General features: G+C 71.5%; 23 protein-coding genes. 14 read left to right on the top strand and 9 right to left on the bottom strand.

Annotation, left to right across the window (positions count from 1 at the left end; all coding sequences use genetic code 11):
• Nucleotides 1-102 precede the first annotated feature (102 nt).
• The gene (locus AB0H93_RS08055; protein WP_358569255.1) at nucleotides 103-945 is read left to right on the top strand and encodes an alpha/beta hydrolase; all 843 of its coding nucleotides are present in this window, start codon (nucleotides 103-105) and stop codon (nucleotides 943-945) included.
• Here the strand turns inward: AB0H93_RS08055 and AB0H93_RS08050 are convergent, their stop codons facing one another.
• From AB0H93_RS08050 to AB0H93_RS08040, 3 genes are all read right to left on the bottom strand, one after another.
• Nucleotides 946-1,707: an NPP1 family protein gene (locus AB0H93_RS08050; RefSeq protein WP_358569252.1), complete on the bottom strand. Its 762-nt coding sequence runs from the start codon at nucleotides 1,705-1,707 to the stop codon at nucleotides 946-948.
• A gap of 211 nt (nucleotides 1,708-1,918) precedes the next feature.
• Nucleotides 1,919-2,905, bottom strand: a complete 987-nt coding sequence (locus AB0H93_RS08045; RefSeq protein WP_358569249.1) for a DUF1015 family protein — start codon at nucleotides 2,903-2,905, stop codon at nucleotides 1,919-1,921.
• A complete protein-coding gene (locus tag AB0H93_RS08040; protein ID WP_358569246.1) occupies nucleotides 2,902-3,894 on the bottom strand; it encodes an NAD(P)-dependent oxidoreductase in 993 nt (330 codons plus the stop codon). Before AB0H93_RS08040 ends, AB0H93_RS08045 begins: the two co-directional genes overlap by 4 nt.
• Nucleotides 3,895-4,133: 239 nt before the next feature.
• Here AB0H93_RS08040 and AB0H93_RS08035 point away from each other — a divergent pair, with 239 nt between their 5' ends.
• Both AB0H93_RS08035 and AB0H93_RS08030 read left to right on the top strand, forming a co-directional pair.
• Nucleotides 4,134-4,391 carry an SHOCT domain-containing protein gene (locus tag AB0H93_RS08035; protein ID WP_358569243.1) on the top strand — a complete coding sequence of 86 codons (258 nt, stop codon included), beginning with the start codon at nucleotides 4,134-4,136 and terminating at the stop codon, nucleotides 4,389-4,391.
• A 57-nt stretch (nucleotides 4,392-4,448) separates the two neighbouring features.
• Nucleotides 4,449-5,144 (top strand): DUF2306 domain-containing protein, encoded by a 696-nt coding sequence (locus AB0H93_RS08030; protein WP_358569240.1) that lies wholly within the window; start codon nucleotides 4,449-4,451, stop codon nucleotides 5,142-5,144.
• Nucleotides 5,145-5,201: 57 nt separating this feature from the next.
• On the opposite strand, the gene AB0H93_RS08025 is transcribed toward AB0H93_RS08030, so the two are convergent.
• The 3 genes from AB0H93_RS08025 to AB0H93_RS08015 are packed head-to-tail and all read right to left on the bottom strand — an operon-like array spanning nucleotide 5,202 to nucleotide 7,712.
• Nucleotides 5,202-5,645, bottom strand: a complete 444-nt coding sequence (locus AB0H93_RS08025; RefSeq protein ID WP_358569237.1) for an acyl-CoA thioesterase — start codon at nucleotides 5,643-5,645, stop codon at nucleotides 5,202-5,204.
• Complete coding sequence (locus tag AB0H93_RS08020; protein ID WP_358569234.1) at nucleotides 5,620-6,489, bottom strand: helix-turn-helix domain-containing protein; 870 nt, start codon at nucleotides 6,487-6,489, stop codon at nucleotides 5,620-5,622. Before AB0H93_RS08020 ends, AB0H93_RS08025 begins: the two co-directional genes overlap by 26 nt.
• A 17-nt stretch (nucleotides 6,490-6,506) precedes the next feature.
• Complete coding sequence (locus tag AB0H93_RS08015; protein WP_358569231.1) at nucleotides 6,507-7,712, bottom strand: lytic murein transglycosylase; 1,206 nt, start codon at nucleotides 7,710-7,712, stop codon at nucleotides 6,507-6,509.
• A gap of 474 nt (nucleotides 7,713-8,186) precedes the next feature.
• Between AB0H93_RS08015 and AB0H93_RS08010 the strand changes: the two genes are divergently transcribed.
• The 7 genes from AB0H93_RS08010 (at nucleotide 8,187) to AB0H93_RS07980 (ending at nucleotide 16,726) form a co-directional block, all read left to right on the top strand.
• Complete coding sequence (locus tag AB0H93_RS08010) at nucleotides 8,187-9,479, top strand: MFS transporter (protein WP_358569228.1); 1,293 nt, start codon at nucleotides 8,187-8,189, stop codon at nucleotides 9,477-9,479.
• Nucleotides 9,480-9,659: 180 nt separating this feature from the next.
• Entirely contained in the window at nucleotides 9,660-10,979 is a 1,320-nt protein-coding gene (locus AB0H93_RS08005) for an MFS transporter (RefSeq protein ID WP_358569225.1), read from the top strand.
• A 114-nt stretch (nucleotides 10,980-11,093) separates the two neighbouring features.
• Nucleotides 11,094-12,629, top strand: coding sequence for an AMP-binding protein (locus AB0H93_RS08000; protein ID WP_358569222.1), 1,536 nt, complete (start codon nucleotides 11,094-11,096; stop codon nucleotides 12,627-12,629).
• Nucleotides 12,630-12,743: 114 nt separating this feature from the next.
• Complete coding sequence (locus AB0H93_RS07995) at nucleotides 12,744-13,880, top strand: acetyl-CoA C-acyltransferase (RefSeq protein ID WP_358569219.1); 1,137 nt, start codon at nucleotides 12,744-12,746, stop codon at nucleotides 13,878-13,880.
• A gap of 121 nt (nucleotides 13,881-14,001) precedes the next feature.
• Nucleotides 14,002-15,147 (top strand): acyl-CoA dehydrogenase family protein, encoded by a 1,146-nt coding sequence (locus tag AB0H93_RS07990; protein WP_358569216.1) that lies wholly within the window; start codon nucleotides 14,002-14,004, stop codon nucleotides 15,145-15,147.
• A 58-nt stretch (nucleotides 15,148-15,205) separates the two neighbouring features.
• On the top strand, nucleotides 15,206-15,778 hold the full coding sequence (locus AB0H93_RS07985; protein WP_358569213.1) for a GNAT family N-acetyltransferase: 573 nt from the start codon (nucleotides 15,206-15,208) through the stop codon (nucleotides 15,776-15,778).
• Nucleotides 15,779-15,853: 75 nt separating this feature from the next.
• Nucleotides 15,854-16,726 (top strand): LysR family transcriptional regulator, encoded by an 873-nt coding sequence (locus tag AB0H93_RS07980; RefSeq protein WP_132494275.1) that lies wholly within the window; start codon nucleotides 15,854-15,856, stop codon nucleotides 16,724-16,726.
• Nucleotides 16,727-16,807: 81 nt separating this feature from the next.
• Here AB0H93_RS07980 and AB0H93_RS07975 read toward each other — a convergent pair whose 3' ends face one another.
• A complete protein-coding gene (locus AB0H93_RS07975) occupies nucleotides 16,808-17,686 on the bottom strand; it encodes a LysR family transcriptional regulator (RefSeq protein ID WP_132494276.1) in 879 nt (292 codons plus the stop codon).
• Between the two features lie 144 nt (nucleotides 17,687-17,830).
• Here AB0H93_RS07975 and AB0H93_RS07970 point away from each other — a divergent pair, with 144 nt between their 5' ends.
• The 4 genes from AB0H93_RS07970 to AB0H93_RS07955 are packed head-to-tail and all read left to right on the top strand — an operon-like array spanning nucleotide 17,831 to nucleotide 21,795.
• Nucleotides 17,831-18,595, top strand: a complete 765-nt coding sequence (locus tag AB0H93_RS07970; RefSeq protein ID WP_358569209.1) for a crotonase/enoyl-CoA hydratase family protein — start codon at nucleotides 17,831-17,833, stop codon at nucleotides 18,593-18,595.
• Nucleotides 18,592-19,251, top strand: a complete 660-nt coding sequence (locus AB0H93_RS07965) for a PaaI family thioesterase (RefSeq protein ID WP_358569206.1) — start codon at nucleotides 18,592-18,594, stop codon at nucleotides 19,249-19,251. The genes AB0H93_RS07970 and AB0H93_RS07965 overlap by 4 nt, the downstream gene beginning before the upstream one ends.
• A 29-nt stretch (nucleotides 19,252-19,280) precedes the next feature.
• Nucleotides 19,281-20,816, top strand: a complete 1,536-nt coding sequence (locus AB0H93_RS07960) for an acyl-CoA synthetase (protein WP_358569203.1) — start codon at nucleotides 19,281-19,283, stop codon at nucleotides 20,814-20,816.
• Nucleotides 20,817-20,838: 22 nt separating this feature from the next.
• Nucleotides 20,839-21,795: an LLM class F420-dependent oxidoreductase gene (locus tag AB0H93_RS07955; RefSeq protein WP_358569200.1), complete on the top strand. Its 957-nt coding sequence runs from the start codon at nucleotides 20,839-20,841 to the stop codon at nucleotides 21,793-21,795.
• 645 nt (nucleotides 21,796-22,440) lie between these two features.
• Here AB0H93_RS07955 and AB0H93_RS07950 read toward each other — a convergent pair.
• Both AB0H93_RS07950 and AB0H93_RS07945 read right to left on the bottom strand, forming a co-directional pair.
• Complete coding sequence (locus tag AB0H93_RS07950) at nucleotides 22,441-23,133, bottom strand: histidine phosphatase family protein (protein ID WP_358569197.1); 693 nt, start codon at nucleotides 23,131-23,133, stop codon at nucleotides 22,441-22,443.
• Between the two features lie 2 nt (nucleotides 23,134-23,135).
• Complete coding sequence (locus AB0H93_RS07945; protein ID WP_358569194.1) at nucleotides 23,136-25,049, bottom strand: NAD(P)/FAD-dependent oxidoreductase; 1,914 nt, start codon at nucleotides 25,047-25,049, stop codon at nucleotides 23,136-23,138.
• Nucleotides 25,050-25,119 lie beyond the last annotated feature (70 nt).

Raw genomic sequence — 25,119 nt, 5'->3', positions numbered from 1 at the left:
GAGTCCCTAGTGGACAGTCGATCCGGCAGCGCTGGCGGAGCGTACCGACCGGATGGTATGTTGGCGCCCTCGGATGCGGAACCTGACTCGGAGCGACGGCTGATGACGCAGGATGTTTCGGGCAACCACGAACGGATCGACGTCGGACCGCTGACCTTCGACGTCGCCCTCGCCGGCGGCGCGCAGGGACGCCCGGTGCTGTTGTTGCACGGCTTCCCGGAGACGGCGCGGAGCTGGGAACTCGTCTCGACGAGGCTGGTCGCGGCCGGGTTGCGCACGATCGCGCCGAACCAGCGCGGCTACTCGCCCGGTGCCCGGCCCGACGGTGCCGACCAGTACGGGATCGCCCACCTGGTCGCCGACGCGGTGGGCATCATCGACGCGCTGGGTCTGTCCGAAGTGGACGTCGTCGGCCACGACTGGGGCTCGGTGGTGGCCTGGCACCTCGCGGGCTGGTACCCGGACCGGGTCCGCACGCTGACCGCGGTGTCCGTGCCGCACCCGGCAGCCTTCGGCTGGGCGCTGCGCAACGACGCCGACCAGCAGCGCCGCTCCGAGTACATCAAGCTCTTCCGGCAGGAGGGCAAGGCCGAGCAGGTGCTGCTGGCCGACGGGGCGAAGCGGCTGCGCGCCGTGTTCAGCGACGGCGTCCCCCCGGAGCTGGTGGACGAGCACATCCGGGTGCTCAGCGAGCCGGGCGCGCTGACGGCCGCCCTGAACTGGTACCGGGCGATGGGCCGCATGGACGAACTCGCGTCGGTGACCGTCCCGACGACCTACGTGTGGAGCACCGAGGACGGTGCCCTGGGCCGGGCGGGGGCGCTGCGGTGCGGCGACCACGTGGCGGCGCCGTACCGGTTCGTGCAGCTCGAAGGCGTCAGCCACTGGATTCCGGAGGAGGCCCCGGACGCGCTCGCCGAGGCCGTCCTCCAGCCACCGCAGTGATCACCCGTAGGCGTTGAACTCGACTTCTGCCGGCTTCGCCTTCTCCAGGTTCTGCTCGAAGGCGCCGTCCTTGATCGCCAGGCTGGCCGAGCCGAAGTCGGCCCCGGTCAGCTTGTCCCGGATGCCGGGCGGGAAGTTGTTCCAGCTGACCAGGTCCGGGTACTGCCAGGTCCCGTAGTGGTTCTCCGGCTGCTCGTCGCGGCCCGCCAGGCGGAAGCAGTGCGTGCTGGCGCCGTCCTTGTGGTAGACGATCTTGGGGTGGTTCCCCTCCCAGGAGACCTCGGAAGCGGGCCGCGTGGAGTAGTTGCCGTGCGCCGATGTCGACACGTACTTCGCCTCGTCGTCGTGCACCCACACCACGACGTGCTCGATGTCGTGCCGGTGGCCGAAGATGTCGTCCACGCCGCCGAGGGCCTGGTCCTTCTCGAAGTACAGGTCGTAGAGGTACGCGCACCAGCCGTTGTCGTCGCACTTGGCGCGGGAGTACGAGTTCGTGTTGTCGAGGTCGGACTGGTCGTGGCAGTTCCCGTCGAGCGCGCCGGAGGGCTTCAGGCCCTCGGCGATCGAGCCGTCTGGGCCGATCGCCGGGGTGGGGTAGCAGCCGTCACCGTCGTAGTCGAAGGCCGGCTGCCACTTGCCGTCGGCCTCGTCGAAGCTCGCGGGCAGCGCCGCGGGCGGTTCTGCGTAGGCGGTCCCCGGAAGCCCGACGGCCAGCAGCGCGGCTCCGGCGATGGCGGTCAACGACCGCCTGCCCGGCCGCATTCGGCTTCGGCGCCCGGCCGGTGCGCCGTTCGGGCGTGCGGCTTGCTTCGTTCGCGGTCTTTCCCCCGCGGCGTTCTCCAGCACGGCGAAACCTCCTGATCGACGCGGTCGGCGCGTGATCGTAATGCGGAATCTGCCGTGCGGGCAGGAGTTTCGCGATCCGGTGTCCCGTCGGGAAGTGAAAGGTGCCCTGGCTGCTCCGGAAACTCGCTCAGCTGAGCGGGCGGAGGAACAGCTCCGCGGTCGGTTTCGGGTCGAACCAGGTCGACTTCGGCGGCATCGGCCGGCCCTCGTCCGAGGTGGTCAGCACCTGGTCGATCGTCGGCGGGTGCGGGATCAGGCGGAACGCGTTCTGGTCGCCGCACCAGCAGGTCTCCACCGCGTGCTGCCTGTCGGCCGCGGCCTCGCCCGCGGTGAGGTCGTGCAGCTTGGGCAGGAGCTCCTGCTCGATGGCGAAGGCGTCGAGAACGCCCGAGGCGCGCAGCCGCAGGCGGTACCACCGGTCGCCGAGGCCGACCGCCACCACGCCGGGTTCCGTGTCCGCCGTCGGGGATTCCTCGATCCGCTCGGTCAGCGGATGCTCGGCGAGGCGGTCCAGCACGTCCCGCGCGGTGCTGTCCGGTGCCAGGGCGAAGCAGCGGTGGTAGCCGAGGATGCGCATCTCGTCGCTGGGGAACAGAGCCGCGAGCGTGAAGGCGCTCGGGTGGTCGGGGGCGAGGCCGCGCCGGGCGGCGTAGCGATCGGCGGCCAGCATCCGGTGGTGGCCGTCGGCGATGTAGAGGTTGCCGATGCGGCCGATCTCGTCGCACAACGCCCGCGCGCCCGCTTCGTCGCGCCGGATCCACACCGTGTGCGTGGTGCTCCCGTCGTGCAGCCGTGCGCTTGGGGCCTCCGAGGTGATGTCGGCGATCGACAGGTGTCCTCTGTGGACGAGCATGACCGGCATCCGCTCGACCCCGGTCGTCTCGGCCTGCTCTTCGAGCTCGCGAACCCGGGCCGGTTGGGTGGCTTCGTGGCGGCGGATCCGGCCGCCGCGGTAGTCGTCGATCGACACCTCGACCACGACCCCGGTCTGCCGGTGCCCGCCGGATTCCAGCCGGTAGACCACCACCGCCGGTCCGGGGTCTCCGCTTCCGCGCAGCAACACGCGCGGCGGCCGGGCGGTGATCCCGGCGCCGTCCTGCCGGGTGGCGTTCACGAGCGTTCGCCGGAATGCGTTGCGGGTTGCGGGTTCACGCAGTGCAGCACCGTGCCCGACTCGAACGCGTCCACCATCCGCACCACCTCGGCGGCGACCGCCTGCTGAGCCTGCTCGGTGGACGCCCCGATGTGGTGGGTGCCGTAGACGTTCGGATGCCGGGCCAGCCGGGACTCGATGCGCCCGGTGCTCGTCGCCGGCTCGTCCGCGTAGACGTCGACGCCGACGCGGATGTCCTTGTCCGCCATGGCCTCGATGAGCGCCTCCTCGTCGACGAGTTCCCCGCGCGCGGTGTTGAGGATGATCGTGCCAGGCTGCACGTGCGCCAGCAGGTCGGCGTCGATCAGGTGCCGCGTGGCGTCGGTCGCGGGCGCGTGCAGGGAGAGCACGTCGCAGGTGCGGGCGAGAGTCGTCAGGTCGTCGACGAAGCGAACGCCGATCGCGTTCGCGCGCTCCAGCGTCTCCGGCGCGCGTCCGGGCTTGGCCACGGCGTGCACCGCCATCCCGAACGCCGCGGCGCGTTCGGCGAAGGCCAGGCCGATCTGGCCGAGGCCGATGACGCCGACCCGGCGGCCGGAGATGCCGCGTGCGCGCGAGTAGCGCTTCTTGTCCCAGCGCCCGGCCCGCAGGTCGGCGACGTTGTCGCAGATGTTGCGATCCAGCGCCAGCAGCAGCGCGAACGCGAGCTCGGCCACCGCGGCGGCGTTGCGCCCGGGCACGTTGCAGACGCGGATCCCGAGCCGGGACGCCGCTTCGCAGTCGATCGTGTTGGTGCCGGCTCCCGCCCGGATGACCAGTCGCAGGCCGTCGGCGCGTTCGAGCGCGGCGGCTGCAACCCGGGTGCTGCGGACCACGAGCGCGTCGACCCCGTCGAGCCGGTCGGGGAGCTGATCGGCGGTGGTGTCCGGCCGGTAGGCGCAGTCGTGGCCGTGGTCGGCCAGCTCCGCGAGGTGCGCGGCCGGGAACGCGTCGGCGAGCAGGATCCTCATCGGCAACTCCCCACCTGGACCGGAAGCGGCATCGGGACTGTTCCTCAATGCGCATCGAGCTGCGCATGGCGCAATGGTGACCGCCGGGGAGAAGCGGCGTCAACACCCGATCCGCGGTGCTGCGTACGCCGGCTACGTCGTGCGCGGTAGTCCAGGTGTCGCTCGGTGACCGACGACAGCGCCGTCCGCCGGGCCGAGACTCGATCCGACGAACGGGAGCGGTTTCGGAGGTGGCAGTGATGTTGACCGAGTTCTTGGTGCAGTGGGGCCCGAATCCCGGCTGGCCCGGGCCGCACGGCGGCCCGGGATGGCTGATCGGGCTGTTCTTCCTGGTGCTGGTCGCCGCGCTGATCGCGACGGTGGTCTGGCTGGCGGTTCGCGGCTGGCCGCGGAAGCGCTCCGCCGTCGAGCGGGCGAAGGAGATCCTGGCCGAGCGGTTCGCCAAGGGGGAGATCGGCACCGACGAGTACCGCGAGCGGCTGACCGAGCTGGGCTGATCTCCGGTGGCCGCCGGGACCGGGGTTCCGGCGGCCACCTCGACGGAAGGCGGAACGATGACGGCGAAATCGGGCGTGCGGAGATCGGTGCGGCGCGGCTGGCTGCTGCTGGCCACCGCGGTCGTCGGCGGCACCGCGCTGGTCGTGCCGTACGTGCTCCTCGACGTGGGCGCGAGCCGGATCCAGGTGCGCAGCGAGGCGCACTGGATCCTGCTGCTCGTGCACATCTTCACGGCGGCGGTCGCGCTCGTGCTCGGGCCGCTGCAGTTCATCCCCGCGCTGCGGGCCCGCCGCCGGCTGCACCGGGCGGTCGGCCGGGCCTACCTGCTGGCCGGGGTGCTGCCTGCGGGCCTGACCGGCATCCCGGTGGCGCTGCTGGCCGAGCACGTCCTCACCAGGGTCGGCCTGCTCATCCCGGCGGTCGGCTGGCTGGTGACGGGCGCGCTGGCGGTCCGGGCGGCGCGGCGGCGCGACTTCGCGGCCCATCGGGCGTGGATGATGCGCAACTACGCGTTGACGTTCCTGGCCGTGACGTCGCGGATCGTGGTGCCGCTGCTGCTGCTCGCCCAGTTCCCGTTCATCGGCGCGATGTACGGCGGCTCGGTCCCGGCGGCGGTGGACATGACGATCCCGATCGGCCAGTGGCTGGGCTGGATCATCAACCTGACCATCATGGAATTCGTCCTCCGCCGGGAGAGAACCCGCGCGATCCCCGAGGAACGGGCCGTTGCCGGGTCAGCGCAGCGAGCGTGAGCGCCTGTGGCCGGTCACTCCGGCGGCGAGGTGGCGTTCTCGCGCGAGAGCGGCGCATCACAGGCCCAGCAGTTCCGGGTGGGTGGCCAGCTCGCGCCAGTAGCGGGCCGGGTCGGCGACCAGGCGGCGCCGGGTCAGGTCCAGGAGGCCGGAGACGCTTTCGACCTCCGCGACCAGGGTGCCGTCCGGGGCGCGGAGCTCCTGCACGACGCGGGACGTCTTGCCGTCGCCCCACTGGAAGGCGCACGTCACCTCGACCTGGTCCAGCGGTCGCAGTTCGCGGTGGAATCGGATGGTGGTCTCCAGGTTGACCGGGCCCACGTCGTGCTGGGCGCGCAGTCGCTCGGGGTCGACACCGGTGGCGGCGAGGCACGCCCACCGGGCGTGGTCGCCGTAGGCGAGGTACGCGGGCCCGCGCACGTGGCCGTTGATGTCCAGGTCGTCGCTGCGGACCGAGATGGTGATGCGGAAGGCTTCAGCGGTTTCGGAACGGGTTGTCACGGGGCCCGATCCTGGCCGTTCCGGGCCGCGCCGTCTGGAACTTTTCGGCCAACGCGTCCTGCCGGGCCCAGCTGCGCACCAGCGCAGCGGGCGATGAGCCGGACAGCAGGCGGCATTCGCGTCCCAGGTGCGACTGGTCGGCGTAGCCGAGCTCGGCGGCGACGACCGCCAGCGACGTGCGTCCGCGCGCCAGCGCGGGCAGGCGGCGGTGGAACCGCTGGAAGCGGAGGATGCGTTGCAGTTGCTTGGGGCCGCACCCGGTTTCGCGCCGCAGGAGCCGTCGGAGTCCTCGTTCGCTGATGCCGAGCTCGTCGGCGACGTCCGCGGGTTTCGCCCCAGGCGTACCAAGACCGTGCGCCGCAGCGATGGCTCGTGGGTCCGGCTGGACGTCTCGCAGCCGCTCGGTGACCAGCGCCTCCAGCACGTTTCGCCGCGCCTCGAAGGACTTCGACGCTGCCAGCAGCTCTTCGGCTCGCGCCGCTCGCCGGCCCCACAGGTCGGCCAGCCTCGTCGTCCCGGCAGGCAGCTCGGACAGCCCGTGGCCCAGCAGCGAGCCAGCGCCGCCGCGGCGCAGCCGCAGGCCCAGTGTCCGGGCGGTTCCCGGCAGCCAGCGGCGTTCCGGGGCTCCGGCGGTGATCACCACGTCGAGGCTGCGCCCGTCCCACACCAGGTCGGCGCAGCCGTCCGGGAGGATCCGCAACTCCCGGTCCCACCCTGCGAATCCCTGCCAGCAGAGCGAGACGGTGCTCGAAACCTCTTTCGCAGGGCCGAATTCCCGGTAGTGCGACCACCGCGTGCCGGTTCCGGCGGGCGAGGCCGCCCAGGGGCGCAGCGGGATTCCCATGCGCCCAGCATGCCTCGTTATGCGCTCGGCGGCGTGGTCGATTCGCCGCTGGGCGGTGGTTGCGAGCTGCTCGGCGGCGCCGAGCTCGTCGGTGGAGGCTCGGATGGCGGCGGCTCGGATGGCGGCGCCGACGACGACGGCGGTGGCGGTGGTGGTGGCGGCTCGGATGGTGGCGGCTCGGATGGCGGCGCCGACGACGACGGCGGTGGCGGTGGTGGTGGCGGCTCGGATGGTGGCGGTGGCGCTGTCGTGCCTGGTGGTGGGGGTGGCGGAGGCGTCCAGGGTGGCGGCGCGGGGGCGGGCGGAGCTCCGGCGGCGGGCGGCGGTGCGCCCGGCGGCGGCGGTGCGCCCGGCGGTGGGGGAGCGCCCGGGAGCGGCGGGGTGAACGCGAGCAGCACGGGGTCGCCCGGGGTCGTCGTATCGCTCGGGGTGGGCATGACGCCGCGGGCGTAGGCGTCGGCCCAGCTGAGCACCGAGCGGACGTACGACTCGGAGTGGTTGTAGCGGAACACGGCGGCGGCCAGCTGCGTTCGGTCGCGCAGATTTCCGCCGCCGCTGCACAGGTATTGGCCCGATGCGAGCGTCGCGTCGAAGACGTTGTGCGGATCGCGGGTTCCGTCGCCGTTGCCGTCGGCGGCGTGGCTGCGCCACGTGGACGGGATGAACTGCATCGGCCCGACCGCGCGGTCCCACGCGCGGTCGCCGTCCAGCCGGCCGCCGTCGGTGTCGCGGATGGCGGCCACCCCCGGCCCGCCGGCCAGCTGCGGGCCCAGGATCGGCGACAGCGTCCGGCCGTTGACGTCCACCCGGCCGGACCGGGCGTGGTTCGACTCGATGCGCCCGATCCCGGCGAGCACCGACCAGTGCAGTCCACAACCCGGATCGGCGCTCGCCAGCGTCCGCTCGGCGCGCTGGTAGGCGGCCAGCACCGGTGCGGGGATGCCCAGCGGGCCGGCCGGCACCCGGTCGGCCGGTTCGGCGTGCGCGGCCAGGTCCTGCTCGGTGCGCACCTCGTCCAGGAACTCCGGGCTGAGCCGGTCGTCGACGGGCAGCCGGCCGTTGGTCCCCACGTCCGGCGGGAGTTCCGGTGCGGCCCGCGCGGGACCGGTTGCCGGGTCGATCAGGGCGTCACCGCTGATCGCCAGCAGCGGCAGCAGTGCGACCAGCACACCGGTCGTCACCGCCGTGAAGCGCTCGCCGCGGCTCTGGGCGTCCGGGCCCAACTTCCGTCACCTCCATGCCGGTCTGGCCATGCTGGGCCCCGACCTTTCCGGAAGGTGACGACCTTGTGAACCACCAGAAGAGGTCCGGGCCACGAATTCCAGGCGACCAGCAGGTTGCGGCGAACGGCTCAGCGGCGCGACGTCCGATCGGGCGCGCGGCCGCCTTTCGCGATCCGATGAGTTGTCCGATGTGGACACGCGGGCCGGTTTCGCGATCGGATCCATCGAGACTCTTGAACTGCTTCGTTCCGCGAAATAAGTTGACGGGTAACGGGTTTCTCGTCGAATTGGTGGCACCACTGTCCATAGTGGCTGCCTATCGGTGCGTTAGCGCCCCGCTCTTTGACCATGTGACGTGCGTCTCGTTCAATCGGCGGTAGTGAGCCTCCGGTGCCGCCGCGCGCCCATCGCCCGGCATTCCGCACCGCAATCCGCTTCCGCCGAAGGGACCACGTGCGCATGTCCGCAAACAGAGTGCATGAAGCAACCCCCGGTACCGCCGCGCCGCCGGAGTACCGGCCGGTGATGGCCTGGGTCATCACCGGCATGCTGGTGCTGTTCATCGTGGTCAACTGGGCCGACAAGACGGTGTTCGGCATCGCCGCGCAGCCGCTGAAGGAAGACCTCGGCCTGACCTCGTCGCAGATCGGCTTCATCGGCAGCGCCTTCTTCTTCCTGTTCAGCATCACCGGGCTCCTCGTCGGGTTCATCGGCAACCGGGTGCGGACCAAGTGGGTGCTGCTGGCGCTGGCCGCGCTGTGGTCGCTGACGATGGTGCCGGTGCTGGTGTCGGCCAGCGCGGTGACGCTGCTGATCAGCCGCATCGGGCTCGGCGCGGCGGAAGGCCCGGCCGGCGCGATGGCCAACGCCGGGGCGTTCGAGTGGTTCCCGAAGGAGAAGCGCAGCTTCCCGTCGGCGTGGCTGTCCTCCGGCGCTTCCATCGCCAAGATCGCGATCGCCCCGGTGCTGGCGCTGATCGTCGCGGTGTGGGGCTGGCGCGCGGCCTTCCTGTCGCTCGCGCTGATCGGCGTGGTGTGGTGCGCGGCCTGGGCGCTGATCGGCCGCGAGGGCCCGTTCTCGCCGCACCGGAGCCAGGCCGCCGCGACTGAGGACCCCGCGGTGCAGCAGCGGGTCCCGTTCCGCAAGATCGCGCTCTCCGGCACCTTCGTCGGCGGCGTCATCGGCACCTTCACCATGTACGGGATGGTGTCGGTGATCCTCACCTGGCTGCCGTCGTACTTCGAGGTGGGCCTGGGCATCGACCGGCTGCAGGCCGGAGCCATGTTCGGCCTGCCCAGCATCTCGGGCATGATCGCGATGCTGGGCGTGTCGTGGATCAGCGACCGCCGCGTGTCGGCGGGCTCCAGCTCGCGGGTGCAGCGCGGCATCGTGCCCGCGGTGTCGCTGCTGATCGGCGGCGGGCTCCTGGCACTGCTGCCGTACCTCGGCTCGCCGGTGCTGGCCATCTCGGCGGTCGTGCTCGGCTACGGCATCGGCGTCGTGTCGCTGCCGCTGGCGAACGCGGCGTTGTCGCAGATCTGCCCGCCTCGCCAGCAGGCCGGCGCGCTGGGCGTGTTCCTGGCGCTGCAGACGTCGTCCGGGCTCATCGCCCCGGCGCTGACCGGTGTGCTGGTGGACATGGCCGCCAGCCCCGGCGAGGGATTCGCGCTGGCGTTCCAGGTCTTCGGCCTCGCCGTGATGGTGGGCGGCATCGCGACGATGCTGCTGGTCAACCCGGACCGGGACGCCGCGCGCATCCTCGGCTGAACCACCGGTCGTGAGCGTTCTGGATCGTCATGGCGATCCAGAACGCTCACGACCGATAGTGCTGGCCTATCGATGCGTTCAGGCAAGCATCTTTGACCGTGTGATGGGGCTCTCGTTGAATGGCCGTGCCGGCGGGCTCAACGCGCCGAACCGGGCATTCCAACGAAGGGACGGTCCCGCATGACCGCTGGCAACCTGCAGCGCAGCCCCGCCGACGGCAGGACTGCCGCACCCGCCGCCGCCCCGGCCTTCCGGCCGGCGATGGCCTGGACCATCACCGCGATGCTGGTCCTGTTCATGATCGTGAACTGGGCGGACAAGGCGGTGCTGGGCATCGTGGCCCAGCCCCTGAAGACGGAGCTCGGCCTCACCAGCGCCGAGATCGGCTTCATCGGCAGCGCCTTCTTCTTCCTCTACAGCATCAGCGGCGTCGCGGTCGGCTTCCTGGCCAACAAGGTCAAGACCAAGTGGGTGCTGCTCGGGCTGGCCGTGCTGTGGTCGGTGACCCAGGTGCCAGTGCTGCTGTCGGCGACCGGCGCGGCGCTGCTGATCAGCCGCATCGCGCTCGGTGCCGCCGAAGGCCCGGCCACCGCGATGGCCAGCGCCGGGGCGTTCGAGTGGTTCCCGAAGGAGAAGCGCAGCCTGCCGGCCGCGTGGCTGAACTCCGGCGCCTCCATCGCCAAGATCGCGGTCGCCCCGCTGCTCACGCTGATCGTGGTCGCCTGGGGCTGGCGCGCGGCCTTCCTGGTGCTGGCGCTGATCGGCGTGGTCTGGTGCGTCGCCTGGCTGCTGATCGGCCGCGAGGGCCCGTACGCGACGCCGCGCGGCAAGGCCGCCGCCCAGCGCGACGACACCGGTCTCCGCGTGCCGTTCCGGCACATCGCGCTCAGCCGCAGCTTCGTCGGCGGCGTGATCGGCACCTTCACCGTCTACGGGATGGTGTCGGTGATCCTCACCTGGCTGCCGTCGTACTTCGAGACCGGGCTCGGGTTCAGCCGGGTGGAGGCGGGCAGCATGTTCGGCCTGCCCAGCATCACGGGCATGATCGGCATGATCGGGGCCGGCTGGCTCACCGACCGGATGATCTCGCGGGGCGCGAGCTCCCGCGTGCAGCGCGGCCTGATCCCGGCCGTGTCGCTGCTGATCGGCGGCGGCCTGCTGGCGCTGCTGCCCTACGTAGGCGGCGCGTGGGCCGCGGTGGCCGTGGTCGTGGTGGCCTACGGGTTCATGGTCGTCTCGTTGCCGGTGATGAACGCGGTCGTGTCGCAGATCAGCCCGACCCGGCAGCAGCCCGGTGCGCTGGGCTTCTTCCTCGCGCTGCAGACGCTTTCCGGGCTGTTCGCGCCCGCGCTGACCGGCGCGCTCGTCGACGCCGCGCCGACACCGGGCGCCGGGTACGCCCAGGCGTTCCAGATCTTCGGACTGGCCGTGGTCGTCGGCGGGATCGTGATGGCACTGCTGGTCGACCCGGAGCGCGACGCCCGCCGCATCCTCGGCTGAGCGTTCCACGCCGCAATTTCAATGGAAATCAGACCTTCGATTTCCATTGAAATTGCGGCAAGCCCGGGTCGGTGACCCGATCGAGGTCGATGGAAGAGATACGAGGAGGTAGGCATGTCCCTCGCGATCGGCGAGCTGGGAGTGTTCAACATCGCGCAGGCCGATCCGGGCCGTCCCGCCGTGATCGACGTGACCGGGCGGGCCGTGAGCTTCGCGGAGCTCGCCGAGCGGGCGAACCAGCTCTCGCACGCGCTGCACGCGATGGGGCTGCGCCCCGGCGACAGCGTCGGCGCGGTCATCCACAACGGACTGCCTTACTTCGAGCTGCGGCTGGCGACCTGGCAGTCCGGGCTGTACTTCACGCCGATCAACCACCACCTGGCGGCGGCGGAGATCGGCTACATCGCGGAGAACAGCGAGGCCAAGCTGGTCGTGGTGGACGCCTCGCTGACCGAGCTGTGCGGCCCGGCGCTGGACGCCGCCGGGGTGGCCGCGGAATTGCGGTTCGCCGTCGGCGGTTCGCCGGGCTGGCGGGACTACGAGGAGCTGTTCGAAGGCCAGTCGCGGACCGCCCCGGACGAGCGGACCGGCGGCGAGGTCATGCTCTACACCTCCGGCACCACCGGGCGCCCGAAGGGCGTGCGGCGCCCGCTGACCGGCCGTCCGCCCACCGTGTCGCAGTACCACCTCGACTTCATGGGACGGCTCGACATCGAGCCCGGCGCGGGCGTGCACCTCGTGCTCTCGCCGCTCTACCACGCCGCGCCCGGCACCTTCGCGTTCACCGGGCTGAACTTCGGGCACACCGTGGTGCTCAGCGAGCGGGCGAAACCCGAAGAGGTCCTGCGGCTCATCGACGAACACCGGGCAACCGCGACGTTCACGGTGCCGACGGTGCTGCACCGCCTGCTGCGGCTGCCCGCGGAGGTGCGCGACCGCTACGACACGTCCAGCCTGCGCAGCGTCGTGCACGCCGGCGCGCCGTGCCCAGTCGACGTCAAGACCCGCTGCATCGAATGGCTCGGCCCGGTGCTGACCGAGTTCTACGGCGCCACCGAGGGATCCGCCACGGCGGTGCGGTCCGCCGAATGGCTGACCAAGCCGGGCACCGTCGGTTTCCCCTTGCCCGGAGCCGAGATCCACGTCCTGGACGAACAGGGCGAGCCGCTGCCCGCCGGGGAGACCGGCACCGTGTACTTCCGCAGCGGCATCTCCGGCATCGAGTACTTCAAGGACCCGGAGAAGACCGCCACCGCCCGGCACGGCGACCTCATCACCGTCGGCGACGTCGGCTACGTCGACGCCGACGGCTGGCTGTTCCTCTGCGACCGGCGCACCGACCTGATCCTCTCCGGCGGCGTCAACATCTACCCGGCCGAAGTCGAGGCGGCGCTGCTCGCGCACCCCGAGGTGGCCGACGTGGCCGTGATCGGGATCCCCGACGAGGAGTGGGGCCAGTCGGTGCTGGCGATCGTCCAGCCGGCGCCGGAGGCGGCCGACGGCCTGGCCGAGCGGCTGACCGCGCACTGCCGCGAGCGGCTGGCCGGGTTCAAGGTGCCGCGCCGCATCGAGCTCAGCCCGCAGCTGCCCCGCACCGACACCGGCAAGCTGCTGCGCCGCGAGCTCCGCGCCCCCTACTGGGGCGCATAGGCGCGGCCTATCCGAACGTTCCACGCCCGATCTTTGCGCCCGCCCCGCGCGCGGTGGTTCATTCGGAACGAGGGAACCGACCGTGTGCAACCGCTTGCCAGACAGGAGAAACGCATGAGGGACGCTGTCATCGTCGAGGCCGTTCGCACGCCGGTGGGCAAGCGCAACGGCGCGCTCGCCGGGATCCACCCGGCCGACCTGTCCGCGCAAGCGCTGTCCGCGCTGGTCGAGCGCGCCGGGATCGAGCCGGGCGACGTGGACGACGTGGTGTGGGGCTGCGTCAGCCAGGCCGGCGAGCAGGCCGGCAACATCGCGCGCACCGCGGTGCTGGCCGCGGGATGGCCCGAGTCGGTGCCCGCGACCTCGGTGGACCGGCAGTGCGGATCGAGCCAGCAGGCGGTGCACGCCGCGGCCGCGGGCGTCATCGCCGGGTACTACGACATCGCCGTCGCCGGCGGCGTGGAGTCGATGAGCCGGGTGCCGATGGGCTTCGCGCGGCAGGGCGTGGAGAAGCCGATGGCGCAGTCGGTGCTCGACCGCTACGGCGTCAAGGGCTTCAACCAGGGCATCGGCGCCGAGATGGTGGCCGAGAAGTGGGGCTTCTCCCGCCAGCAGCTCGACGAGTACTCGCTGTCCTCGCACGCCAAGGCGGCCGCGGCCCTCGACGCCGGCGCGCTGGACGCCCAGCTGGCGAAGCTGCCGGGCGTGCTGGAGTCCGACGAGGGCATCCGCCGCGGCGGAACCCTGGAGACGCTGGGCAAGCTGAAGACCGTGTTCCGCGAGGACGGCGTCATCCACGCCGGGAACTCCTCGCAGATCTCCGACGGCACCGGCGCCCTGCTGATCACCACCAGCGAGATCGCCAAGGAGCGCGGGCTGAAGCCGATCGCGCGGGTGCACACCGCGGTGCTGGCCGGCGACGACCCGGTGATGATGCTGTCCGCCCCGTGGCCGGCGACCCTCAAGGCGCTGCGCAAGGCCGGGCTGGGCATCGACGACATCGGCGCCTTCGAGGTCAACGAGGCGTTCGCCCCGGTGCCGCTGGCGTGGCTCGCCGAGACCGGCGCGGACCCGGCCCGCCTCAACCCGCTGGGCGGCGCGATCGCCGTCGGCCACCCGCTGGGCGGCTCGGGCGCGGTCCTGATGACCCGGCTGGTCCACCACATGCGAGACAACGGGATCCGCTACGGCCTGCAGACGATGTGCGAAGGCGGCGGCATGGCCAACGCCACGATCCTCGAACTGCTCTGATTCGACGAGGCTGCCGCTCGTGAGCGGCGGCTCCGGTGAGAACCGGAACCGCCGCTCACGACCCAAACACGAGCCGTGCCCGGATTCCCTTCGGGCACAAGAAGATTCTGGAGGAGGGCGGATGCGCAGCACCGCTTACGACGCGGAACACGAGGCGTTCCGCGAGGTCGTCCGGGAATTCCTGGCCAAGGAGGTCGTGCCCTACTTCGCCGACTGGGAGAAGACCGGGCTGGTGCCCAGGGACCTGTTCAACAAGGCCGGCGAGATCGGCATGCTCGGCCTGCAGGTGCCGGAGGAGTACGGCGGCGGGGGCACGAACAGCTTCAAGTTCAACGCGGTCATCACCGAGGAGACCGCCCGCGCCGGGGTTTCGCTGGGCGGTTTCTCGGTGCACGCCAACGTGGTCGTGCCGTACTTCATCAACATCTGCAACGAGGAGCAGCGGAAGCGCTGGCTGCCCGGGCTGGCCAGTGGCGAGCTGATGAGCGCCATCGCCATGACCGAGCCGGGCACCGGGTCGGACCTGGCGGGCATGGCGACCACCGCCACCCGCGAGGGCGAGTACTACATGCTCAACGGGGCCAAGACGTTCATCACCGGCGGCCACAACGCCGACCTGGTGATCGTGGTGGCCCGCACCGCGCACGGGGAGAACCGCCGGGACGGCCTGTCGCTGCTGGTCGTCGAGCGCGACATGGCCGGGTTCAGCCGCGGCCGCAACCTCGACAAGCTCGGGCTGAAGGCGCAGGACACCGCGGAGCTGTTCTTCGACGACGTGCGGGTGCCCGCGGCGAACCTGCTCGGCGAGGAGGGCCAGGCCTTCGAGTACCTGAGCGCGAACCTGCCGCAGGAGCGGCTGGGCATCGCGGTCGCCGGGCAGGCCGCGGCGGAGGCGGCGCTGCGGACCACCGTGGCGTACGTGAAGGAGCGCAAGGTCTTCGGCAAGCCGGTGGCCAGCTTCCAGAACAGCAAGTTCGAGCTCGCCGGGTGCGAGGTGGAGATCGAGGCCGGGCGGGCGATGCTGGAGCGCGCGCTGGACGAGCACGACGCCGGCGAGCTCAGCGCGGCGGACGCGGCGAAGGTCAAGGTGTACTGCACGGAACTGCAGTCCAGGGTGATCGACCGCTGCCTGCAGCTGCACGGCGGCTACGGCTACATGCTGGAGTACCCGATCGCCCGCATGTACGCCGATGCCCGGGTAACCCGCATCTTCGGCGGCACCACCGAGGTGATGAAGACGATCATCGCCAAGTCGCTGGGGCTGTGAGGCCGGGCGCGGATCAATTCGTTGGACGCCGGGCGGCTCGCCCCGGGATCATCGGGCGGTGACCGAGCGAACCGACCGGCGCGAGCCGCTTCCCGCCGTGCAGCAGCGCGTGAGCTTCGTCGAGCTGGCGGACAGGTCGATGTCGGCGTTGCTGACCGGAGATCTGCCCGCCGCCGGCGTCGCGGCCGGTGTCGCGCTGTCCGAGTACTTCGTGACGGACCGGGCGAAGTGGCTCTGGCGGATGCGGCTCGGCCAGATGGCGGCGGATCCGGCCCGGGCGCGTTGGATGGTGCGCTTCGCGGTGGTCGGGGCGGACGGCGCGGTCGTCGGGCACTGCGGGTTCCACGGGCCGCCGGATGCGGCGGGCATGGTGGAGATCGGCTATTCCGTCGCGCCGGAGTTCCGGCGCCGCGGGTATGCGCGGGCCATGCTGGTCGAGCTGCTGCGCCGGGCGGCGGCCGAACCGGAAGCCGAGACGGTGCGGGCGACGATCGCCCCGGACAACGCGGCTTCGCTGGCCACGATCGCCGGATTCGGCTTCGCCGAGGTCGGCGAGCAGTGGGACGACGAGGACGGCCTGGAGATCATCTTCGAGGTCCCAGCCGACCCGAACGCGTTCGCAGCCGACTGACCAGCCGGGCGCCGGGCAGCAGTGGCGCGGGACACACCCCGGTGTTCACGTCGCATTAACAATTAAGCTGCCCGGGTGGAACTGCACCAGGTGGAGTACTTCCTGGCGGTCGTCGATCACAAGGGCATCAACGCCGCGGCGAGCGCCCTGCAACTGGCGCAACCCACCGTCTCGCAGGCGATCCGCGGGCTGGAGCGGGAACTCGGGGTCGACCTGTTCCACCGCATCGGCCGCGGCATGGTGCTGACCTCGGCCGGGCAGGCGTTCGTCGGGCCGGCTCGGCAGATCCTCCGCGATGTCGTCGCCGCCGAGGCGACCATGGTCGACGCCGCGGGGCTGCCGCGCGGTCGGCTCGACATCCACGTGGCCGCTCCGCTGGCCGTGCACCCGGTCGCGCAGCTGGTCGGCCGGTTCCGGAAGCGCTACCCGAACGTCTCGCTGCGGTTGGCCGACCTCCGCGACGAGGAAGGCGCCGTGGCGCTGATTCGCGAGGGTCACTGCGAGATCGTGTTCACCAACCTCCCGGTGTCCTCCTCGGATCTGCAGGTGGAGGAGCTCGGCGGCCACGAGTACTGGCTGGTGTTCCCGCCGGGTACCGCGGTGCCCGAGCGCGATCCGCTGCCGCTGACCGAACTGCCGGACCTGCCGCTGGTGATCGTGCCCAAGAGCACCGGCCGCACCGCCATCGAGAAGGCCCTCAGCGCGGCCCGGAAGCGCACCCGGCCCTCGGCGATCGTGCAGCACCGGGAGTCCATGCTGCCGTTCGTGCTGGCAGGCGTCGGCGGCACGATCCTGGCGCGGCCGATGGCGGAGCAGGCCGCGGCGCGCGGCGCGCTGGTGCGCGCGATCGACCCGCCGATCAGCCTCCCGTACGGCGTGCTCTACGACCCGGCGGTCCTGTCGCCGGCGGGTCGGGCGTTCCTCCGGATGGCCCGCACCCCGCGCTGATCGCACGGCCCGGAACGGCGTTTCCGCAGGCCCGGGCCCGTGTGCGGTTTGTGCTGCTATGGCGACACAAAATGCGCACGGTCACTGACCAGCGGAAACGTCTATCCCGGCGATTTCCAGGAACGCCTCGGCCGCCGGGGACAGCGGCCCCGGGCGGTGCACGAACCCGACGCTGCGCCAGGTCTCCGGCGCGGTGGAGCGCAGCACCACGCCTTCGAGCTCCGTTTCGGCGAGGTGGCGGGGGAGGAACGTGGCGCCGGCGCCGTGCGACACCAGGTCCCAGACCGCTTGCCGGTTCGCGCATTCCACCGCGACCGTCTGCACCGCCGGATCCAGGACGTCGTCGACGATGGTGCGGGTGGTGCTGTCGGTGAACTCCAGGACCAGCGGGATCCCGGCGACCGCCTCCAGCGGCACCGGGTCGGGCAGCCGGTCGGCCAGCTCGGGCGGCAGCACCAGCACGATCTCCTGCGTGCACAGCTCGCGGGACCGCAGCGACGAGTTCTGCGGCGGCAGCTTGGTGAGGCCGAGCTCGGCGTTGCCGCGCCGCACCTCGTCCACGACGCGGGCCGATCCGCCGGGGTCGATGACGTTGAGCAGCACGCCGGGATAGCGCCGCTGGAACTCGCCGGCCAGCTCCGGCAGCGGGTGCGCGGCCAGCGTGGCCAGGGCCGCGATGTCCAGCTGCCCGCTGCCCATCGCGCGCACGTCGTGCACCGCGCTACGAGCCCGGTCGACGTCCCGGAGGATGCGGCGGGCCGGTTCGACGAACGCCTCGCCATCGGGGCTGAGCACCAGTTGGCGGCCGGTGCGGTGGAACAGCTGCACCCCGAGCTGCCGCTCCAGGCTCCGGATCGCCTGCGACAACGACGGCTGCGCGATGTAGAGGGCCTGCGCGGCCTTGGTGACGCTGCCGTGGTCGATGACCGCCACGAAGTACTCGACCAACCGCAGATCCATCTCCGCAGGATAAGCGGGTGCTATTGGTCGTGGCTATGGGTCTGTGCGGCGCTCGATCTGCGTCAGACCGGACGGTCGGTCTGGACTGCCGGTGGCGGGCGGGTAAAACTGGAGGCCGCTCTTTGCCTAACCGGAGGAGACAGCGTGGGTGACAGCGTCCTGACCGAGATCGCCGATGGCGTCGCCGTGATCACGATCGACCGGCCCGAAGCCCGCAACGCGGTGAACCGCACCGTGGCCGAGGGGCTGGCCGCGGCGATCGACGAGCTCGAGGAGCGGTCGGACGCGGTGATCGGCATCCTCACCGGCGCGGGCGGCACCTTCTGCGCGGGCATGGACCTCAAGGCCTTCACCCGCGGCGAGCGGCCGTCGATCCCCGGCCGCGGCTTCGGCGGGGTCACCGAACGCCCGCCGTCGAAGCCGCTGATCGCCGCCGTCGAGGGCTGGGCCCTGGCCGGCGGCTGCGAGCTGGCGCTGGCCTGCGACCTGATCGTCGCCTCCCGCGAGGCGAAGTTCGGCCTGCCCGAGGTCAAGCGCGGCCTGGTCGCGGCCGCGGGCGGCCTGCTGCGGCTGCCGAAGACGCTGCCGTACCAGCTGGCCATGCAGGTCGCGCTGACCGGCGACCCGCTGACCGCCGAGGTCGCCCACGCGCACGGCCTGGTCAACGAGCTCACCGAGCCCGGCGGCGCGCTGGCCGGGGCGAAGGCGCTGGCCGCCCGAGTGGCCGTCAACGGTCCGCTGGCCGTCCGCGCCACCAAGCAGATCGTGGCCGGGGCGGTCCGCTGGACCGACGCGGAGGCCTTCGCGAACCAGGCCGAGATCAGCGCGCCGGTGTTCAAGTCCGCAGACGCCCAGGAAGGCGCGCTGGCGTTCGCCGAGAAGCGCGCGCCGGTTTGGCGAGGTGAGTGAGCGCCTTGTCGCACGACGCCGAAACCGACCTCCGGGAGCGCCGGCAAGCGGTTCGTGAGCTCGGCGCCGCGGTACGCGAGCTGATCGACGCCGCGGTTTCCACGGAGGTCGACACCGAGACGCTGGTCGAGACCGCGGAACAGGTCCGCGCGCTGGTGCCGGCGCTGGCCGCCGCGCGCCGCGAACGCGGCCAACTGGCCACTGTGGACGATGGGCGGCGGCCCCGCCGGATGTACAGCCCGGCCGCCGGGCCGGGCAATCCGATCGCGCCGCCGATGCGGGTGGAGATCGTCGACGGCGTCGCGATCGGCACCTGCGAACTCGGCCTGGCCTACGAGGGGCCGCCCAGCTACGTGCACGGCGGCATCAGCGCGATGCTGCTGGACCAGATCCTCGGGCACGCGCACGCCGCGAACGGAAAGCCCGGCATGACCGTGAAGCTGGCGCTCCGCTACCGGCGGCCGGTGCCGCTGAAGGCGCCGCTGCGGATCGTCGGCCGCGTGGTCCAGCTCGACGGGCGGTGGACGAACTCGGTCGCCACGATCAGCACCGCCGAAGATCCCGACACCGTGCTGGTGGAAGCCGAAGGCACCTTCGTGGTGCCCAACGCCGAGCAGAACAAGCGGCTGTTCGGAGAGCTGGAGCGCATCGTGTGACCGTCGCATGAGGTTCGAGGAGGAGCCGCATGTACCCAGGAATCCACGCCGCCGCGAACCCCGACAAGCCGGCGCTGATCATGGCCGGCTCGGGGGAGCGGCTGACCTACCGCGAGCTCGACGACCGATCCCTGCGGCTGGCGAACCTGCTGCGCGCCGCCGGGCTGGCCAAGGGCGACGTGGTCGCGCTGCTCACCGACAACTCGGTCCACGCCTACGAGGTCTACTGGGCGGCGGTGCGTTCCGGGCTGTACGTGTGCGCGGTCAACAACCACCTGCAATCCGACGAGATCGCTTACATAGTCAACGATTCCGGTGCCAGCGCACTGGTGGTCTCGGCCGCGTTGGGCGAGCTCGCGGCGAACGTGGCGGACCGGGTTCCCGAGGTGCGCGTGCGGATGGCCTACGGCGGCTCGGTGCCCGGCTACGAGGACTACGAGAAGGCCCTGGCCGCCGCGTCCGACGAGGTGCCCGCGGTGCAGCCGCGCGGCGCGGACCTGCTGTACTCCTCCGGAACAACCGGGCGCCCCAAGGGGATCAAGCCGAACCTGCCGGACCGGCAGGTGGACGAGCCCGGCGACACGCTCGTCGAACTCCTGCGCGGCGTCTACGGATTCGACGAGAACTCCGTCTACCTCTCGCCCGCGCCGGTGTACCACGCGGCGCCGCTGCGGTACTGCGCTTCGGTGCACGCGCTCGGCGGGACGGTGGTGATGATGGAGCGCTTCGACGCCGAAGGCGCCCTTCAGGCCATCGAGCGCTACGGCATCACGCACAGCCAGTGGGTGCCGACCATGTTCGTCCGGATGCTCAAGCTCGATCCGGAGGTCCGGCGGCGCTACGACCTCTCCACGCACCGGGTCGCGGTGCACGCCGCCGCGCCGTGCCCGGTCGACGTCAAGCGGCAGATGATCGACTGGTGGGGCCCGGTCCTCGTCGAGTACTACGCCTCCACCGAGGGCATCGGCATGACGATGATCGATTCCGCGCGGTGGCTGGAGAAACCCGGCTCGGTGGGCGTCGCGGTGCTCGGCGAGGTCCGGATCTGCGACGACGACGGCCGGCTGCTGCCGCCAGGCGAGGTCGGCGGCATCTACTTCCAGCGGGACGAGATCACCTTCGAATACCTGGGAGACCGGGAGAAGACCCGGTCGGTGAAGCACGCCGAGCACGAGAACTGGGCCACCATGGGCGATCTCGGCTACCTCGACGAGGACGGCTTCCTGTTCCTCACCGACCGCAAGGCGTTCATGATCATCTCCGGCGGGGTGAACATCTACCCGCAGGAGGTGGAGAACGTGCTGGCGCTGCACCCGGCCATCCTCGACGTCGCGGTGTTCGGGGTGCCCGACGACGAGATGGGCGAGTCGGTCAAGGCGGTGGTGCAACCGGCTCCGGGCGCCGAGCCCGGACCGGAGCTGGAGCGGGAGATCCTCGCCTACGCCCGGGAGCGGGTGGCGCACTACAAGGCGCCGCGCAGCGTGGACTTCCTCGACGAGCTCCCGCGAACCCCGACGGGGAAGCTGGTCAAGGGAAAGCTCAAGGCGCGCTACGCGCGTCCGTGACGCAACGACGAAAGGGATTGTCGTGGAACGACGTTGGGGCATCACGGTCCCGTTCCAGGGGCTGCCGCTGGCCGACCAGCGGGAGCTGATCACCGAACTCCCGGACCTGGGCTACACCGACGTGTGGTCGGCGGAAGCCAACGGAGCCGACGCGTTCACCCCGCTGGCGCTGGCCAGCGCGTGGGCGCCGGAGCTGCGACTGGGCACCGCGATCGTCCCGGTCTACACCCGCGGCCCGGCGACGCTGGCGATGAGCGCGGCGACGCTGGCGGCGGCCGCGCCGGGCCGGTTCGCGCTGGGCATCGGCACGTCGTCGAACGTGATCGTGCAGCGCTGGAACGGGATTCCGTTCGAGGAGCCCTACAAACGGGTGCGCGACACGCTGCGGTTCCTGCGCAAGGCGCTGCGCGGCGAGAAGGTCACCGAGAACTACGACACGTTCCAGGTGCAGGGCTTCACCGCGGGCGTCGTCGCCGATCCGCCGCCGCCGCTGCTGGTCGCCGCGCTGCGGCCGGGCATGCTGCGGCTGGCGGGCCGGGAGGCGGACGGGGCGATCATCAACTGGCTGTCCGCGGAGGACGTGCGCACCGTGGTCCCGCACGTGCACGAGGGCGGGCCGGACAAGGAGATCGTGGCGCGGATCTTCGTCATGCCCGACACCGACGCGGACACGGCGCGCGGCGTGGCCCGGCGGCAGATCGCGGCGTACATGAACGTGCCGGTGTACCGGGCGTTCCACGAGTGGCTGGGGCGCGAGGAGCTCAAGCCGATGTGGCAGGCGTGGGAGTCGGGAGACCGTAAGGCGGCGCTGGCGGCGATCCCGGACAGCGTGGTCGACGACCTGGTGGTCCACGGGCCGGCGGCGCACTGCCGGGAGCGGATCCAGCAGTACATGGCCCACGGGGTCACCACCCCGGCGATCGCCCTGATGACGCAAGGAGATCCCGCCGCGGCCGTCCGGGCTCTCGGCCTGAAGTAGTCGCGATTTCGGGCGGAACCGAAAGGCCCGCTCCCGGCGCGCCAGCGTGCCGGGAGCGGGGCGGTCCGAGGAGTTCGCCAAGACCATCGAGGCGCGAACATTGACGTTTGCCCTGTTCAGGTGTGTACTGAAGGTGCGGTTGAGCGATTGGAAGGATCAGGAAACCGTAGGGGCGACGTCACGACAGCCCCGAGAGGAACGCATGGTCCAACGGCAAGGACGTTCGTAGTCCTGAGCCCCATGGTGAGGGGATCAGTGGAGTTCAGAAGTGCGAAAGACGCTCGTTTGACTCGAGCAGCGTTTCGTTGAGGGTCTCCGCAGGTGCGGGGGCCCTCAATCTGTGCGGGGCCGTCACGTGGCGCTCGCCCGCGTTCCTCCTGGCATGCGCAAGGCGAGGCGCATGACGACGATCCCTCCTCCGGGTCGATGGCGAACAGCCATTCCCCGGTGCGGTGCGAGGTGCCGCGGAACTCGACGATCTCGACAGTCACCCGAGCAAGCACTTCCGCCCCACACCGGGACCGGCCCACAACGGGGCACGGTCGTGGTCCTGGTCCACTGCACTCCCGTTTGTGACCCGAGATGGCCCGTTCTGCCCGCCCACGTGCGCGGGGAGGCGCAGCTCCGGCAACCGGTGCCGCGTGGTCAGCTCAGGGCGGAGGCGGAGGAGGTGAGGCCTTCGTCGAGGTGGGCCGAGTCGTTGAAGCGGCGGATGATCCAGTGGTCCCCGGTCACCACGATCTGCGAGATCGAGCCGTTGTTCGCGCCCAGGAACGCCATCGGGCGGGAGCCCGCCGCCATGGCCATCACCTGGCCGATGACGCCGCCGTGGGTGAACACCGCGATGCGCTGGTCCGGGTGCGCGGCGGCGAGGCGTTCGATCGCCTCGCGCACCCGGGTGGTCAGGTCCTCGGTGGATTCCGCGCCCGGGATGACGTCCCAGCGCTGCTCGGCGTGCATCTTCTGGATCACCGGGTCGTTCTGCGCGACCTTCTGCCGGAACAGCCCGCCCTCCCAGTCGCCCAGGTGCACTTCGCGCAGGCCGGGCTCGACCCGCGGCGTCAGGCCGAGGCGGGCGGCCAGCGGCGCCGCCGTCTGGGCCGTTCGCCGCAGCGTGGTCACGTAGATCGCGTCGAGGTCCTCGCCGGTCAGGCGCCGCGCGACCCGCTCGGCGTGCTCCCGGCCCGCCGGCGCCAGCTCCGGGTCGCCCTGGCCGTCGACCAGCGGGAACGACCGGCCCGGTCGCGCCGGTTCGGATTCGCCGTGCCGGATCAGCAGGACATCGGTGGATCCGGCCGGTGCCGAGAACCGCGCCTGCCGGTACTCCACTTCGGACATGCTCACTCGCTTTCTCCGCCGCGCAGCAGGAAGTCGGCCGGATCGGGCCGCTTCGTGCGCTTCCAGTACTCCATCAGGGAGAACGGCCAGTTCTGCGCCACCCGGCCGTGCTCGTTCTTGTACCAGCTGTGCACTGTGGACTTGCCCCAGCTCATCAGCAGGTTGGCGCGGTCGACGTCGGCGTTGAACCCGTCGTGCACCTCCGCGCGGCATTCGAGCGCCGCCGAGCCGCGCTCCAGCAGCAGGCGCAGGCAGCCGACGATGTAGTTCACCGCGCATTCGGAGAAGAAGATGATGCTGCCGTTGACCACGATGTTGGTGTTCGGCCCGTAGATCATGAAGAAGTTCGGGAACTCCGGCACCGTGATCCCCAGGTAGGCGCGGGCGTCGCCGCCCCACCGTTGGTGCAGGTCGACGCCGTCGCGGCCGGTGACCCGCATCGGCGTCAGGAAGTTCGAAGCCTGGAATCCGGTGGCCAGGATCAGCACGTCGGCGTCGTGCTGGCGCCCGTCGGCGGTGCGCACGCCCGTCGCGGTCACCTCCTGGATCGGCTCGGTCACCAGGTGCACGTCCTCCCGCCGCAGCGTCGCCGGCCAGGTGCCGTTGTCGCGCAGCATCCGCTTCGCCGCCGGCGGGTACTGCGGGGTGACCTTGCGGACCAGTTCGGGATCGTCGGGCAGGCTCATCTCGAGGTAGGCGACCAGGAGTTGCCGGAGTTCCTCGTTGCGCGCGGACACCGAGCGCGCATCGCCGGTCCAGTCCGGATCGACCGCGACGGCCGGGAGGACGCCCTCCGCGGAGCGGCAGAACAGCCAGAACCTGTACCACCGGGCGTAGTGCGGCACGTTGCGCAACAGCCATCGCAGGCCCGGCTGCACCGGGTCGTGGTAGTCCGGGGTGGGCACCAGCCACGGCGGGGTGCGCTGGAAGAGGTGCACCTCGGCGGCCTGCTCGGCGATGATCGGCACGAACTGCACGGCGCTGGCACCCGTGCCGATCACCGCGACGCGCTTGCCGGTCAGGTCGACGTCGTGGTCCCAGCGGGCGGAGTGGAAGCTGGGCCCGGCGAAGTCGGCCAGGCCGCTGATCTTGGGGTAGCTGGGCCGGTTGAGCTGGCCGACGGCGCTGATCACCGCCTGCGCCCGCAGCCGCCGCGAGCCCCCGGCGTCGCGGACTTCCAGCTCCCAGCAGTGCTCGGCCTCGACGTACTCCGCCGCCACGACCTCGGTGCCGAACCGGATGTGCCGCTTGAGGTCCTGCTCGTCGGCGAAGTCCCGGAAGTAGTCCAGCAGCGCCCGCTGGGTGGAGAAGTGCCCCGGCCAGTCGTGGTTGTCGGTGAAGGAGAAGCTGTAGAGGTGGTTGGTGACGTCGACCCGGCAACCCGGGTAGGTGTTCTCCAGCCAGGTGCCGCCGACGTCGGAGTTCTTCTCGAGGATCTCGAACGGCACCCCGGCCTGCTGCAGCCGGTGCGCGGCGGCCAGTCCGGACATCCCGGCGCCGATGATCACCACGTGCAGCGGCGCGTCGGCGGCGAGCTCGGCCTTCGTCCAGTCGGGCCGGCCCGGGTCGCCGTCGTGGGCCAGTTCCTCCACCAGCAGCGGCAGATAGCCGTCCAATGCGCCGCTGGTGGAGAACTCGATGAGCCGGCGGACCTGGTCGTCGGAGAGTTCCGGAGCCGCCGGGCAGCCCCGGTCGCGCCACCCGGCCAGCGCGCGTAGCGCGAGCTCCCGGGCGGCGGCCAGCTGCTCGTCGCCGAGCGCGCCCTGCGGGCTGAACCGGTCGGTCGGGTCGGGTCGCAGGTCGTCGCGCAGCAGCGACAGGTCTCCGGTCAGCTGGGCCAGCGCGGGCAGCAGCGCCGGAATTTCGGCCTCGTCTATCGCCGCGCGCAGGAAGTCGTCATCGTCGTTGATGGCCATCGTTCCCCTTCCCCGCCGGGGTCGGATCTCGGCGCGCGCCGAGGCGCCCGAGCCTCGACTTTTCCATTGC

It is taken from the genome of Saccharopolyspora sp. NPDC050642 (genome assembly GCF_040654735.1).
GTDB classification, from domain to species: Bacteria; Actinomycetota; Actinomycetes; order Mycobacteriales; family Pseudonocardiaceae; genus Saccharopolyspora; species Saccharopolyspora elongata.
Note: the sequence above shows the minus strand (reverse complement) of the source record. Positions and strands in the feature narration are given on the sequence as shown.

What these genes read in the sequence shown, in the direction of transcription:
- AB0H93_RS08055 (WP_358569255.1), top strand. Translation starts at nt 103, where the DNA reads ATGACGCAGGATGTTTCGGGCAACCACGAACGGATCGACGTCGGACCG.
- AB0H93_RS08050 (WP_358569252.1), bottom strand. Translation starts at nt 1,707, where the DNA reads ATGCGGCCGGGCAGGCGGTCGTTGACCGCCATCGCCGGAGCCGCGCTG.
- AB0H93_RS08040 (WP_358569246.1), bottom strand. Translation starts at nt 3,894, where the DNA reads ATGAGGATCCTGCTCGCCGACGCGTTCCCGGCCGCGCACCTCGCGGAG.
- AB0H93_RS08035 (WP_358569243.1), top strand. Translation starts at nt 4,134, where the DNA reads ATGTTGACCGAGTTCTTGGTGCAGTGGGGCCCGAATCCCGGCTGGCCC.
- AB0H93_RS08030 (WP_358569240.1), top strand. Translation starts at nt 4,449, where the DNA reads ATGACGGCGAAATCGGGCGTGCGGAGATCGGTGCGGCGCGGCTGGCTG.
- AB0H93_RS08020 (WP_358569234.1), bottom strand. Translation starts at nt 6,489, where the DNA reads ATGGGAATCCCGCTGCGCCCCTGGGCGGCCTCGCCCGCCGGAACCGGC.
- AB0H93_RS08005 (WP_358569225.1), top strand. Translation starts at nt 9,660, where the DNA reads ATGACCGCTGGCAACCTGCAGCGCAGCCCCGCCGACGGCAGGACTGCC.
- AB0H93_RS08000 (WP_358569222.1), top strand. Translation starts at nt 11,094, where the DNA reads ATGTCCCTCGCGATCGGCGAGCTGGGAGTGTTCAACATCGCGCAGGCC.
- AB0H93_RS07995 (WP_358569219.1), top strand. Translation starts at nt 12,744, where the DNA reads ATGAGGGACGCTGTCATCGTCGAGGCCGTTCGCACGCCGGTGGGCAAG.
- AB0H93_RS07990 (WP_358569216.1), top strand. Translation starts at nt 14,002, where the DNA reads ATGCGCAGCACCGCTTACGACGCGGAACACGAGGCGTTCCGCGAGGTC.
- AB0H93_RS07975 (WP_132494276.1), bottom strand. Translation starts at nt 17,686, where the DNA reads ATGGATCTGCGGTTGGTCGAGTACTTCGTGGCGGTCATCGACCACGGC.
- AB0H93_RS07960 (WP_358569203.1), top strand. Translation starts at nt 19,281, where the DNA reads ATGTACCCAGGAATCCACGCCGCCGCGAACCCCGACAAGCCGGCGCTG.
- AB0H93_RS07950 (WP_358569197.1), bottom strand. Translation starts at nt 23,133, where the DNA reads ATGTCCGAAGTGGAGTACCGGCAGGCGCGGTTCTCGGCACCGGCCGGA.
- AB0H93_RS07945 (WP_358569194.1), bottom strand. Translation starts at nt 25,049, where the DNA reads ATGGCCATCAACGACGATGACGACTTCCTGCGCGCGGCGATAGACGAG.